The sequence below is a fragment of the Elstera sp. genome, assembly GCF_044372965.1.
GTDB lineage: Bacteria > Pseudomonadota > Alphaproteobacteria > Elsterales > Elsteraceae > Elstera.
Genome location: NZ_JBILQX010000092.1, coordinates 1 through 13145, shown reverse-complemented (window position 1 = coordinate 13145; position 13145 = coordinate 1). Strand labels below are relative to the sequence as shown.

14 protein-coding genes are annotated in these 13145 nt (G+C 61.8%); 10 read left to right on the top strand and 4 right to left on the bottom strand.

Translation table 11 applies throughout. The features are described 5' to 3' along the window. The 3 genes from ACIQ36_RS12330 to ACIQ36_RS12320 all read right to left on the bottom strand — a co-directional run. Window positions 1-584 (bottom strand): ATP-binding cassette domain-containing protein (locus ACIQ36_RS12330; RefSeq protein WP_395829643.1); only part of this gene is annotated, 584 nt, incomplete at its 3' end. 2 nt (window positions 585-586) lie between these two features. Next, window positions 587-1753 (bottom strand): ABC transporter permease, encoded by a 1167-nt coding sequence (locus ACIQ36_RS12325; protein ID WP_395829641.1) that lies wholly within the window; start codon window positions 1751-1753, stop codon window positions 587-589. Window positions 1754-1930: 177 nt separating this feature from the next. Then, window positions 1931-2878, bottom strand: coding sequence for a sugar ABC transporter substrate-binding protein (locus ACIQ36_RS12320; protein ID WP_395829639.1), 948 nt, complete (start codon window positions 2876-2878; stop codon window positions 1931-1933). 140 nt (window positions 2879-3018) lie between these two features. On the opposite strand from ACIQ36_RS12320, the gene ACIQ36_RS12315 reads away from it, so the two are divergent. The 3 genes from ACIQ36_RS12315 to ACIQ36_RS12305 all read left to right on the top strand — a co-directional run bounded on the left by ACIQ36_RS12315 (window position 3019) and on the right by ACIQ36_RS12305 (window position 4609). Further along, window positions 3019-3861 (top strand): MurR/RpiR family transcriptional regulator, encoded by an 843-nt coding sequence (locus ACIQ36_RS12315; RefSeq protein WP_395829637.1) that lies wholly within the window; start codon window positions 3019-3021, stop codon window positions 3859-3861. Between the two features lie 89 nt (window positions 3862-3950). After that, on the top strand, window positions 3951-4307 hold the full coding sequence (locus ACIQ36_RS12310; RefSeq protein WP_395829635.1) for a type II toxin-antitoxin system RelE/ParE family toxin: 357 nt from the start codon (window positions 3951-3953) through the stop codon (window positions 4305-4307). After that, the gene (locus tag ACIQ36_RS12305; protein ID WP_395829633.1) at window positions 4304-4609 is read left to right on the top strand and encodes a helix-turn-helix domain-containing protein; all 306 of its coding nucleotides are present in this window, start codon (window positions 4304-4306) and stop codon (window positions 4607-4609) included. Before ACIQ36_RS12310 ends, ACIQ36_RS12305 begins: the two co-directional genes overlap by 4 nt. Before the next feature lie 30 nt (window positions 4610-4639). On the opposite strand, the gene iolG is transcribed toward ACIQ36_RS12305, so the two are convergent. Further along, entirely contained in the window at window positions 4640-5623 is a 984-nt protein-coding gene (gene iolG / locus ACIQ36_RS12300; protein ID WP_395829631.1) for an inositol 2-dehydrogenase, read from the bottom strand. A 146-nt stretch (window positions 5624-5769) separates the two neighbouring features. On the opposite strand from iolG, the gene iolC reads away from it, so the two are divergent. From iolC to ACIQ36_RS12265, 7 genes are all read left to right on the top strand, one after another. Continuing rightward, entirely contained in the window at window positions 5770-7689 is a 1920-nt protein-coding gene (gene iolC / locus ACIQ36_RS12295) for a 5-dehydro-2-deoxygluconokinase (protein ID WP_395829629.1), read from the top strand. 19 nt (window positions 7690-7708) lie between these two features. After that, entirely contained in the window at window positions 7709-9559 is a 1851-nt protein-coding gene (gene iolD / locus ACIQ36_RS12290; protein ID WP_395829627.1) for a 3D-(3,5/4)-trihydroxycyclohexane-1,2-dione acylhydrolase (decyclizing), read from the top strand. 3 nt (window positions 9560-9562) lie between these two features. After that, window positions 9563-10447, top strand: a complete 885-nt coding sequence (gene iolE, locus ACIQ36_RS12285; RefSeq protein WP_395829625.1) for a myo-inosose-2 dehydratase — start codon at window positions 9563-9565, stop codon at window positions 10445-10447. Further along, on the top strand, window positions 10444-10647 hold the full coding sequence (locus tag ACIQ36_RS12280; protein ID WP_395829623.1) for a hypothetical protein: 204 nt from the start codon (window positions 10444-10446) through the stop codon (window positions 10645-10647). The genes iolE and ACIQ36_RS12280 overlap by 4 nt, the downstream gene beginning before the upstream one ends. Further along, on the top strand, window positions 10640-11449 hold the full coding sequence (iolB, locus tag ACIQ36_RS12275) for a 5-deoxy-glucuronate isomerase (RefSeq protein ID WP_395829621.1): 810 nt from the start codon (window positions 10640-10642) through the stop codon (window positions 11447-11449). Before ACIQ36_RS12280 ends, iolB begins: the two co-directional genes overlap by 8 nt. A gap of 73 nt (window positions 11450-11522) precedes the next feature. After that, a complete protein-coding gene (locus tag ACIQ36_RS12270) occupies window positions 11523-12686 on the top strand; it encodes a diguanylate cyclase (RefSeq protein WP_395829619.1) in 1164 nt (387 codons plus the stop codon). A gap of 109 nt (window positions 12687-12795) precedes the next feature. Continuing rightward, the coding region (locus ACIQ36_RS12265; RefSeq protein WP_395829617.1) for a hypothetical protein at window positions 12796-13145 on the top strand (350 nt) is incomplete at its 3' end.

Below are 13145 nucleotides of genomic sequence, written 5' to 3'. Positions count from 1 at the left end.
CGGACCTGATAGATGTATTTCAGCACCATCGAGGTTTGTGCGACGCCGAGCGCTGAGGTCGGCTCGTCCAAAATCAGCACTTTCGCGCCAAAATGGACCGCGCGGGCAATCGCAAGGCACTGGCGCTCGCCGCCCGAAAGCGTGCCGACCGCCTGTTGCGGGTCCCGAATATCAATCCCGATGCGCCGCATTTCGTCGCGCGCCACCCGGTCGGCATGCTCGAAATCGATCTGCTTGAACGGCCAGAACCCTTTGACCGGCTCGCGTCCCATGAAGAAGTTCCGCGTAATCGACATCAGCGGGATCATGGCGAGGTCTTGGTAGACCGTGGCGATCCCGGCATCGAGCGCATCGCGCGGTGAGCCGAACAGAACCGGCGTGCCTTCGACCAAAAACTGCCCGGAGGTGGGCTTATGTACCCCTGAGAGCGTTTTAATCAGCGTTGATTTGCCCGCGCCATTATCGCCCAAGAGGCAGAGAACTTCGCCCGGATGCACGGCCATCGAGATGCCGGACAGCGCAATCACCGAGGCAAAATATTTATGGAGGTCCCGAACCTCGATGATCGGGGTCGATGATGCCATGATTAGCGCTCCCCGGTGACTTTACGGCGAATGTAATTGTTGAAGATCACCGCGATCAGCAGCATCACGCCCAGGAACACGCGGAACCAATCGCTGTTCCATCCGGCGAAGAAAATCCCCTGCTGCACCACGCCGAAAATCAGCGCCCCGAAGCAGGCCCCGATGACGGAACCATAGCCGCCGGTTAAAAGGCTGCCGCCGATCACCGCCGCAATAATCGCCTCGAACTCCTTCAGCAGGCCGCGATCCGCCGCCGCCGAGCCGAATTCCATCACCTGACACGCGGCATAAATCGTGGCGCAGACCGCCGTTGCCATGAACAGGCCGATTTTCACCTTCGTCACCGGCACGCCCACATTGCGCGCCGCATTCGCATCGCCCCCCGAGGCGAAAATCCAATTGCCGACGCGGGTACGGGTTAACACCCAACCGCCAATCACAGCCAAAATGAGCCACCAGACGACGACCATCGGCAGCCCGGCCACCACCGGCGCGCCATCAGGATAGGTGCCGATCAGCTTCCACTCGGCCAACTGCCGGAAGAAGGCCCCACCAACGCGCCCGCCGAACAGCGGGGCCAACCAATCGCTCTCCGCCTTCTCGCGCAGCCCGCCGACAATCGTGCGGTTGGTAAAGAAGATTGAGAGTGCCAGTGTCAGCCCGCGCAGAATGAACAAAAACGCCAGCGAGACGATGAAGGACGGCAGGCCCGTGCGAATCACGATCAAGCCGTTCAAAAAGCCAACCGCCAGCGCCCCCGCAAAAGCGAAAATCAGGCACAGCCAAATCGGCACGCCGAAGAAGCTGGCAGGAATAGCGATCATCATTCCAGCAAAGCCGATCATCGACCCGATAGACAGATCAAACTCGCCCGCAATCATCAGCAGGCTCGCGCCGATGGCCAAAATGCCAAGCTGGGCCGAAACCGTGAGCCAGTTCATGACCCCATCGGCGGCAAACATGCCCGAACTGCCCGCCGTAAAGGCGAAAAACACGAAAACCAGCACCAACCCCGACACGGCCCCTAGTTCCGGGCGGTTCAGCAGGCGCGACACCCGGCCCACGCGGCGCACGCGCTCGTCACCTTTCGGGGTTGCGGGGCCTTTCGGGGTTGCGGGAAGGGGGTGCGGGCTGTTGGGCACCATTTTAGGCGCGTCGCCAACGCTCATCACGGGAAACTCCTTTGGAGCAAAACTCCCCGGCCTCGCGGAAAAAGGGGGCGCAGCATGGGCCACGCCCCAAGGCAGACGGGGAGATAAGAGAACCACCAGAAAGCCTAATCCTCCTGAAACGCCCCCACGGGCTTTCTCCTCATGGGGGCCAGGGCGCGCGAACGCGCCTTAAGGCTAGCGGTACTCGCCCGCCAGTTTTTCGACCTGCGCCACCGTCGCCTTGGTCACGAAGCCGGGGCCGGAGTTGATGTTATTGCCGGGAAACACGCCATAACGCGCGTTCAAGGTCAGCGCCATCACCGGCAGATAGCCTTGCAGATAGGGCTGCTGGTCGATGGCGAAATTGATCGTGCCGTCTTTAATCGCCTTGGCGATTTCCGGCGACAGATCGAAGGTGCCGAAGAACATTTTGCCCGCCTGTTGAGTCTTCTCCAGCGCGCGAATGGTCGGATGGGCCGAATTCGGCCCCAAGGCCAGAATGCCGCCCGTGGTCGGGTTCGCCTTCAAATAGGCAGCAACCTTATTTTCCACTTCCGACGGGTCCATACCCGAATCGATCATCTGATTGCCAAGCGGCGTGCCGATAGCGTCGGCAAACCCCTTGCAGCGCTCCACCGAGGCCGGATTGGTGATGTAATGATTGACGCAGAGGAAGCTCTTGACGCCCGCATCCTTGGCCTTTTTGCCCGCGCCAAAACCGGCATCATATTCGGGCTGGCCCACGTGCATCAGCGCGCCCAGGCGGGCCGACTGTTCCTGCGTGCCGGAATTAATGGTAACGACAGGGATGCCCTTCTTAACCGCATTCGTAATCGGCCCGCGCAACACATCGAAATCCGCAATGGTGACGATAATGCCATTGGGATTGGAGGCCGCCGCCTGCTCCACGATCCGCGCCATATCGGCCAAATCACCCGTAGGCGGATTGCGGTATTCGACGGTGACGGACAAGTGCTGACCGGCTTCCTTGATCGCCGTTTTGATGGTGTTCCACCAGCTATCGGAATCCGGCGCATGGCTGATGAGAACAAAACGCTCGCCCGCCGCCTGGGCGGTGGCACCGCAGAGCAGCGCCGAGGCGGTAAGAATTCCATAGGCGAGTTTACGCGTGAGAGAGACCATTGTTTCCTCCTGAGGTTGGCGATCCATTTTCGGAATGATCGGATCGTTCTGGTTTATTTTGAAATATTTATTCTGTTTATGCTAAGAATGAAATGCCTGTCAAGTCAAATTGGGACACGCAGGAACGGAAAGGACATGCCATGACGGTCGATGCAACCAGCAGCAGCGCACCCGAGAGTTTCGAGGGTTTGCGCGATCGGATTTTGGAGCGGCGGGATCAATTCCCGAAACGCCTCGCCCAAGTGGCCCGCTTTGCGCTGGAAAGCCCGGACGATATGGCGCTCAACACGGTGGCCGAAATCGCCGGGAAAGCCGACGTGCAGCCCTCCACCCTCATCCGCTTCGCGCAATCCTTGGGCTATTCGGGCTTTTCCGATCTGCAACAAATATTCCGCTCGCGCCTGCGCGACCGCTGGCCCGACTATGCCGAACGCCTGCAAGGGCTGCGCAGCACCAGCGCCGATGAGGGCGGCCCGGTTCATCTACTCGATGGCTTTGCCCAAACCGCGATGGATTCGCTGCTGCGCCTGCGCGAGCGCGTGTCGGAACCCGATTTAAACGCGGCAGTGGACCTGCTGGCGGGAGCCAAGACCGTCTATATCCTCGGTCAACGGCGGGCTTTTCCCGTCGCAAGCTATCTCGCTTACGCCTTTGGGAAACTCGGTATCCGTTTTATTTTATTGGATAATCTTGGTGCACTGCTGCCCGAGCAAGCCGGTTTCATCGAGCCTGACGACGCCCTCATCGCCATTAGCTTCACGCCCTACACCCCCAGCACGGTGGAAATGACGACCCTCATCGGGCGGCGCGGCGTGCCCATCCTCGCCATCACCGACAGCGCCTTCAGCCCCCTCGCACCCATCGCAAAGGTCTGGCTTGAAGTCGCCGAAACCGACTTCGGTGCCTTCCGCTCCCTCGCCGCAACCCTCTGCCTGGCGATGGCTTTAGCGGTGGCGACGGCGGAGAAGCGCGCGGGGGCGTGAGGCGGATCAAGGGTTCCGCAGCGATATAACTGCGTCAATGCCGCATCTTGAAATTGACAAGACCACAGCAATGACGCAAATTTCCAACAATGCATCGCCGCTTCATCACTGTCGTGGAAACCCAGATCTTCGCCCGGCGCGCGGAAAAGCTCCTATCGCTCGAAGAACGGCAGGAATTGATCGCCTTTCTCGCAGCGAATGCGGATATCGGCGACGAAATACCGGGAACGGGCGGGGTGCGAAAGATTCGGTTTGCGGCCCAAGGAAAGGGTAAATCCGGCGGCGTCCGGGTGATCTATTACTTCTTCGACGCCGATAACCCGCTTTATGCTCTGCTGGTTTATGGCAAGGGCGAACAAAGTGATCTAACGCCGGAGCAAACCAAGATGCTTGCTAGCCTCGCCGCCGCAGTTAAAACGGCCGCAAAAGCCCGGAGGAAACCATGAGTAAAAATGCCATCGGCGATGATCTGATTGCGGCGATGGGCGAGGCCCTCGCAATTGCCGAAGGCACGCTTGTGCCCGTAGCGACCCATCGAATCGAAGCCTTGCCCGACATCGACGTGCGCGCCCTGCGCACGCGGTTGGGGCTATCGCGGGAACAATTCGCCCGACGCTTCCGTTTTCCGGCCCGAACCGTGCAAGAGTGGGAACAGGGCCGCCGCAAGCCCGATCAATCGGCGCGCGCCTATCTAACCGTCATCGATCGCAACCCGCAGGCGGTCGAGGATGCACTCTCGACGGAATGAGGATGAAGCGGGGCTTTGCCCCGCCCCCCCCTAAAGCGAAACCTTCACCGGCAATCCACTCTTCACCGACTCCGCAGCCGCATCAGCCAAGACCAAGGATTTCAGCCCGTCCGTTCCGTCCGGGGAGATCGGCTTCCCGTCTACCAAGGCATCGATAAAGGCGTCGAGTTCGGCGCGGTAGGCGCTGGCGTAGCGCTCCAGGAAGAACGGCAGGGCCGGATCGGTGGTGAAACCGGCGGCGGTGGCGGATTCGACTGTGGTCTGGGTCATATTTCCGGCGCGCAGCAGGCCTTTGCTGCCGTGGGCTTCGATGCGCTGATCGTAGCCATAGGTGGCGCGGCGCGAGTTGGAGATTTGGCAGATCTTGCCGCTGGCGGTGCGCAGGGTGACGGCGGCGGTATCGACATCGCCCGCTTCCCCGATAGCAGGGTCGACCAGAGCCGAGCCAACCGCATAGACGTCCACGGGCTCTTCCCCGAGCAGGAAGCGCGCCATATCGAGATCGTGAATCATCATGTCGCGGAACAACCCGCCCGAGCGGGCGATATAGGAGACCGGCGGCGGGGCCGGGTCGCGGCTGAGGATGGTCAGCAGTTCGAGATTGCCGATTTCGCCGCCCACGAGCCGGGTTTGCAGCGCCTGGAAGCTGGGGTCGAACCTCCGGTTGAAGCCAACCATCAGCTTAATTCCAGCGGCTTTCACAACGGCGAGGCAGGTGCGGACGCGCTCTTGCGACAGGTCCACCGGCTTTTCGCAGAATACGGCTTTTCCGGCCTTCGCGGCGCGTTCGATCAAATCGGCGTGGGTATCGGTCGGCGTGCAGATGACGATGGCGTCGGCGGTGAAAGCCGCCTCTAGATCGATCACTTTGGAGCCGCAGGCCGCCGCAAGTTTTTGCGCCGCAGCGCCATCGACATCAAAAACGCCCAGCAGTGTTACGCGGCCATTGGCGGCAATATTGCGCGCGTGGATTTGACCGATGCGACCAGCGCCCAAGACGGCTAGGGAGACCATGCTCTTACGTTTCCTCATTTTGTGGCAATGCAGAAGATAAATTCTGATTTGACACGATAATAGAATAAGTGTTTCATTCTCGCAAGAGACGGCAGGCGCTTTTCCGCGCCTAGAAACCGCCCTCACCCTTGGAACGAATTGCTCCCATGACTGAACCACAGATTTTGGACGTTATCACCCTTGGCAGAGCCTCCGTGGACCTTTACGGTCAACAGATCGGCTGCCGTTTGGAAGATACCGCCAGTTTCGCCAAAGCCGTCGGCGGGTGCCCCGCTAATATCGCCATCGGCACCGCCCGGTTAGGGCTGCGCTCCGCCCTTATTACCCGCGTGGGCGCTGAGCCGATGGGCCGGTTTATTCAGGAGCAATTGCAGCGCGAAGGGGTCAGCACGCGAGGCATCGTGACCGATCCCGCCCGTCTGACCGCACTCGTGTTGCTGGGGGTGCAGGATGAGCACCAGTTTCCGCTGATTTTCTACCGCGATAATTGCGCCGATATGGCCCTGTGCGAGGCGGATATCGACCCCACTTTCATCGCCTCGGCAGGAGCCCTGGTGATAACCGGCACGCATCTTTCCACCGAAACTGTGCGCGCCGCGACGAGCAAAGCCTTACGCGCCGCTAAAGCCTCCGGTCGAAAACTGGTGTTCGATATCGACTACCGCCCCAACCTTTGGGGGCTCGCCGGGCATGGCGCGGGCGATGCGCGCTATATCGCCAGCCAGCGCGTGACGCAGCAGGTACAGCCGATCCTGCCCGACTGCGATTTGATCGTCGGGACGGAAGAGGAGTTCCGTATTGCGGGCGGACACGAAGAGGTGGGAGCCGCCTTGCGCGCCGTCCGTGCCCTTACCGCCGCAACGCTGGTGCTGAAACGCGGGCCGATGGGCTGCGTTGTCTTCCCCGGCGCGATTCCGGACGATCTGGACCAGGGCATTCGCGGTGCGGGCTTTCCGATTGAAGTTTATAATGTGCTCGGCGCGGGCGATGCCTTTATGTCGGGCTTCCTGCGCGGCTGGCTCAAGGGCGAACCCTTGGAAACCTGCTGCACCTATGCGAACGCCTGCGGCGCTTTCGCCGTCTCGCGCCTGCTCTGCTCGCCGGAAATCCCAACCTGGCCGGAGTTGCAGTTTTTCTTGCAGGAAGGCAGCCCGCAGCGCGCTTTGCGCAAGGATGCGGCGCTGAACCATCTGCATTGGGCCACTACGCGCCGCCCACAGCCGGAAACGCTGATGGCGCTCGCCATCGATCACCGCGCCCAGTTCGAAGAATTGGCCGACCGTTTGGGCGTGCCGCGCACCCGTATCGAGCCGTTCAAGCGGCTTGCGGTCGCGGCGGCGGCCCAGGTCGCCGCAGGCCGCACGGGCTTCGGCATGCTGCTGGACGGAACCTATGGCCGAACCGCGCTGTTCGACGCGGCAGCGCAGGGTTTTTGGATCGGCCGCCCGGTGGAAAAGCCCGGCTCCCGCCCGCTCACCTTTGAAGTCGGCGGCGATTTGGGCTCGCATCTCATCGAATGGCCGGTGGATCAGGTGGTTAAATGCCTGTGCTTCTACCATCCCGACGATCCCGAGGATCTGAAAGCGCAGCAGGAAGAACGGCTGCTCGCCCTGCGTGACGCCAGCCGCCGGGTGGGGCGCGAGTTTCTGGTCGAAATCATCGCGGGCAAGCACGGCCCCCTGCACGATGATACGGTCGCGCGGGTCATGGACCGGCTTTATGATCTCGACATCAAACCCGATTGGTGGAAGCTGGAGCCGCAGGTTTCCGCCCAAGCCTGGGCGCGGATCGATGCGACCATCCGCACCCGCGATCCGCTCTGCCGGGGTGTCGTGCTGCTGGGACTGGAAGCGCCGGAGGAAGAGTTGCTCGCCGCCTTCGAAGTTGCCGCCGCAAGCCCGCTGGTGCGCGGCTTTGCCGTGGGCCGAACGATTTTTGCGGCGGCGGCAGAAGCCTGGCTTTCGGGCACAATCGACGATGCTGCGGCAATTGCCGATATGGCCCAACGCTTCGCCCGGCTCACCGAGGCTTGGCAAGCTAATCTGGCGCGCAAAGCCGCCGCCTAAAAAAGGGATAGGGAGGATCATGTCTCACATCCGTCTCACGGCGGCGCAAGCGCTGGTGCGCTACCTCGCGGCCCAGAAAACCGAGATCGATGGCGCAAGCGTGCCGATTTTCGCCGGCGTTTGGGCGATCTTCGGGCATGGCAATGTCGCCGGGCTGGGCGAGGCGCTCTACGGCGTGCAAGACGCGCTGCCGACCTACCGCGCCCATAACGAACAGGGCATGGCCCATGCGGCGATTGCCTACGCCAAGGCGCAGAACCGGCGGCGGATGATGGCCTGTACCTCCTCCATCGGCCCCGGCGCGCTGAATATGGTGACGGCGGCGGCCCTTGCCCACGTCAACCGGCTGCCGGTGCTGTTTTTGCCCGGCGATGTGTTCGCCAATCGGCGGCCCGACCCGGTGTTGCAGCAGGTGGAAGATTTCGGCGACGCCACGGTTTCGGCGAATGATTGCTTCCGCCCGGTGAGCCGCTTCTACGACCGGATTCAGCGCCCCGAACAGCTTCTCACCGCCCTGCCCCGCGCCCTGCAAGTACTGACCGACCCCGCCGACTGCGGCCCCGTTACCCTCGCTTTTTGTCAGGATGTGCAGGCGGAAGCTTTCGACTATCCCGAAAGCTTCTTTGCGGAAAAACTCTGGACGCCGCGCCGCCCCCGCCCCGACCGCGCCGAGCTTGAGGCGGCGGTTGCACTGCTGCGGGCGGCGAAAGCGCCGCTGATTATCGCAGGCGGCGGCGTTCACTATGCCGAGGCGACCGCGCGCCTGCGCCAGTTCGCCGAGACCCATCACATTCCCGTCGCCGAAACCCAGGCCGGGAAAAGCGCCCTGCCCTACGATCATCCGCTAAACCTCGGCGCTATTGGTGTGACCGGCACCAGCGCCGCCAATGACGCCGCCGAAAAGGCCGATGTGATTCTCGCTCTCGGAACGCGCTTGCAGGATTTCACGACGGGATCGTGGGCGCTGTTCAAGAACCCCAACCGCCGGATCATCGGCCTGAATGTGCAGCCCTTCGACGCGGGCAAGCATAATGCTGAGCCGCTCGTCGCTGATGCTAAAGAGGGTCTGAAGGAGCTTACGAAGGCCCTCGCGCCCTATACGGCCCCGAAAGGCTGGACGGACGCGCTCGCTACCGCAAAAGCCATATGGACCCAAGCGGCTACAGCCGTTCTCGCCGATCCGAACACGAACGCCCTCCCGACCGACGCCCAGGTGATCGGGGCCGTGCAGCGGGCGGGAACCCCGCAGGATATCGTTGTTTGCGCGGCGGGGGGCTTGCCGGGCGAGTTGCATAAGCTTTGGAATGCGTCCGAACCCGGCACCTATCACCTGGAATATGGTTTTTCCTGCATGGGTTATGAAATCGCGGGGGGGCTGGGCGTCAAGCTGGCGCGGCCCGACCGCGAGGTGATCGTCATGGTCGGCGACGGCTCTTACCTGATGATGAATTCCGAACTCGCCACCTCGGTGATGCTCGGGCTGAAACTAACGCTGGTAGTGCTCGATAATCGCGGCTTCGGCTGCATCAACCGCCTGCAAAAGGGTACGGGCGGCGCGCCGTTCAACAATCTGCTGCAGGACACGAAGCACGCCACGCTGCCGGAGATCGATTTCCGCGCCCATGCCGAAAGCCTGGGGGCGATTGCGGTGAAAGTCTCCTCCCTCACCGAATTGGAAGCAGCGCTGAAAGCCGCGCGCAGCCATAGCCGCAGTAGCGTTATCGTCATCGATACCGACCCGCAGGTCTCGACGCAAGCCGGGGGCCATTGGTGGGATGTCGCGGTTCCGCAGGTCTCACCGCGCGCCGAAGTTCAGGCGGCCCATGCCGTTTATGCCGAGAAAATCGGCGCTCAGAAGTTAGGAGTTTAACACATGTCCGTGCGTCTCGGCACCAACCCGATTGCCTGGTCGAATGACGATCTGCGCGCCCTTGGCGGCGCAACCCCGCTGGAAACCTGCCTTACCGAAGCGCGGCAAGCGGGCTTCACCGGCATCGAGTTGGGGCATAAGTTCCCGCGCGCGGCGGGGCCGCTGAAAACGATCTTGCGCCAGCACGATATTGCGCTCGTCTCGGGCTGGTACTCCTCGGAACTCCTAGTGCGCGATGCGGCCGCCGAACTTGAGGCCATCCGCCCGCATCTAGATTTACTCAAGGCGATGGGCTGTTCGGTGCTGATTTTCGCCGAAACCTCCAACGCCATTCACGGCGACCAGAGCAAGCCACTGTCCGCCCGCCCCAAGCTCGCACCGGGCGATTGGGCGGAATTCGGCAAGCGCGTAACCCAGGTGGCGGACGCCGTCGCGGCGGAGGGTTTAACACTCGTCTATCATCACCATATGGGCACGGTGATTGAGAGCGAAGCTGATATCGATGCCTTCATGGCGGCAACCGGCCCCTCTGTTGGGCTGCTGCTGGATGCGGGCCATGCCACCTTTGCCGGGGCCGATCCGGTGGCGCTCGCCAAACGCTACCGGGCGCGCATTCACCATGTGCATTGCAAGGATGTGCGCCGGGCGGTGATGGAGAGCGTGAAAGCGCGCGACACGAGCTTTCTCGATGCGGTGGTCGAGGGCGTCTTCACCGTGCCGGGCGACGGGTGCGTTGATTTCGCCGCGGTGCTGAGGGAACTTCCTGGTTATGCAGGCTGGCTGGTCGTCGAAGCCGAGCAAGACCCGGAGAAGGCGAATCCCCTCACCTATGCTAAGCTCGGCCACGCCAATTTGAAACGCTTTGCCGAAGGGGCTGGCCTTTTATGAGTAAACCTCTCCCCCCGTGGCTCGAACCCTTCTGGGTGCGTCTGCTGATCCTGCTGATTTGCGTTGGTTGGATCGCGGTGGAGAGTTTTTGGGGGGAGCCGTTTTGGGCCACGCTGGCGCTGGGCGCGGCGGCGCTTTGTGCCTGGGAGCTTTTCTTGAAACCGGCGCGGCGCGCGGGGAAAGAGGATAAACATGGCTGATCTTCGCGTAAAAACCGGCACGCCCGACGCGATGGGCCGGGTTCTATCGGTCACGCCGCAAAGCGCGGGCTGGAAATACGTTGGGTTCGAGGTTTTCCGCCTCGCCCCCGGCCAAAGCCTCACCGAAGCCACGGAAGACCGTGAGGTGTGCCTTGTGCTGCTCGCGGGGTTCGCCACGGTTACCGCAGGCGGGGAGACTTTCTCGAAAATCGGTGGCCGAGCCTCGCCCTTCGACGGTAAGCCCTATTCGGTCTATGTGCCCGCTCAGGCAGAGTTTACTGTGACGGCAGAGAGCGATTTGGAACTCGCCGTTTGCTCAGCCCCGGCGACGGGAGAGTTTCCCGCGCGCTTGATCCGACCCGATCATGTCGGGTTCGAGGAGCGCGGCCAGGGCAGCAACCGCCGCCTTGTTTACAATATTCTTCCCGATACCGAACCGGCTGAAAGCCTGCTGGTCGTGGAAGTTATTACGCCCGGCGGCAATTGGTCCTCCTACCCGCCCCATAAGCACGATCAAGATTCCTTCCCCCAGGAAACTTTTCTGGAGGAAACCTATTATCACCGCCTCAATCCGCCCCAGGGGTTCGCCTTTCAACGCGTCTATACCGACGCGCGCGACATCGACGAAACCTTTGCCGTGGAAAATGGCGACTGCGTGATGGTGCCGCGCGGCTACCACCCGGTCGGCGCGCCTCACGGTTACGATCTTTATTATCTCAACGTCATGGCCGGGCCGCTGCGGCAGTGGCGCTTCAAGAATGACCCCGCCCATGAGTGGATCGTAAAACCGAAAGCGGAGTAGCGGGTTCGGGATGACGAAAGCCTCCGGCCTGTGTAGGCTTATGTGGCACTGCACACGCCAAGGACTTATGGAGATGTTGGACCCGGCCTCGCTGATCGTCCTGCACACGGCCATGATGTGGTCGTGCGCTGTCGCCTTTCTGTTGATCCAACGGGTCGAAACCGGCTGGGGTTTCCCCGGTCATTGGCCGCTCGCCTTCGGGGTCATGCCGATGGTGATGCTGATCGGCGGCTATGCAGAACAGAGCAATTCCGATGGGTTGCGCCTACTCGGTTTTGCCCTCGGCTTCATCGGCCCCGCCCTTTTGGCCGATGGCGTGCGGCTATTCTTGCGCCTTCCAGCCCGTCCGCGCCGGTGGCTGGTCGGTTTCTCGCTGTTTAGCCTCGGGATTATCGCTTTCACGCTCATTACCCCCAATCTTTTGGGGCGCGTGCTGGTTTTTCAGGCCTTTACCGCGGGGATCGGTGTTTACGGCCTTATCCTTAGCCGCCGCCTGTCGCCCGACGATCACCCGCTGGGGCGGCGCTTCATTGGAACCTTTGGGTTCGCGCCGGTTCTGGCCATTGCCGTTCACCTGGGGCAATTGCTGGTGGGGGCAGGCCCCCCCGATTCAGGCGACATGACATTTCTGGTCCTCGCCGCCACCGCCATCGGGATGATTGCCGCCATCGGCTGCGTGATTCTAGTGGCCGAACGCTTTGCCGCCCAGGTCGGGCGCGAGGCGCGCAGCGACGTTCTGACCGGGCTTGCAACCCGCCGCGTGTTTGATCGGGCGCTTGACCGGGCTTTGCAGGACTATGCGCAGGCAGGCCAGCCGGTTTCGGTGATTCTGTTCGATATCGATCATTTCAAATCGATTAACGATACCCACGGGCATGATATGGGGGATATTGCCTTACGCGGGGTCGCCGATTGCGCCCGCAGTATTGTGCGCCCCAGCGATATTCTGGCGCGCCTGGGGGGCGATGAGTTTGCCATTCTTCTGCCCGAAACCCAGTTGGCTGACGCAACAGAAATCGCCCGCCGGGTTCTGGAGCGCTTGCGGGGCCTCGCCCTGAGTGGAGCCGGGGAAACCATCCGCCTGTCGGGAAGCTTCGGCGTCGCCTGCGCCGAAACGGGGCTGGAGACGCCCCAAAGCTTGGTAAAGCGGGCCGACGTTGCCCTCTATGAAGTAAAACGCCGGGGCCGCAACGGGGTTGAGGCGCAGCGGTTCGGCGTGCAGCCTGCGCCAGCATAAGTGAAATACGATAGCATGCGATAGCTTTAAGGTTCAGCGTGACGACGGCTGCACGCGTATGTAGGATCGGCGTTAACCTCTCTATTCTGTGACCCCAAGGAGCCGCGGCATGTTGGACCCGGCATCGCTCATTTTTCTCCACACGGCCATGATGTGGTCCTGCGCCGCCGCTTTTTTGCTCATTCGCTATGTCAAGCCCGATTGGGTTTTTCCGACCCAATGGGGCATTGCCTTTGCGGTTATGCCGCTGGTTATGCTGCTCGAAGGTTATGCGGAGCGGGTGGATTCCGATGGTTGGCGGATTGCCGGGTTTGCCATAGGCTTTCTCGGCCCGGCCCTTCTGACGGATGGGTTGCGCGCCTTTCTGGGGCGGCCAGCCCATCCCCGGCTTTGGTTAGGGGCATTTACGGTATTTTTGGGTGGGATACTCGCTTTCACGGGGCTGTATCCATCGCTCCA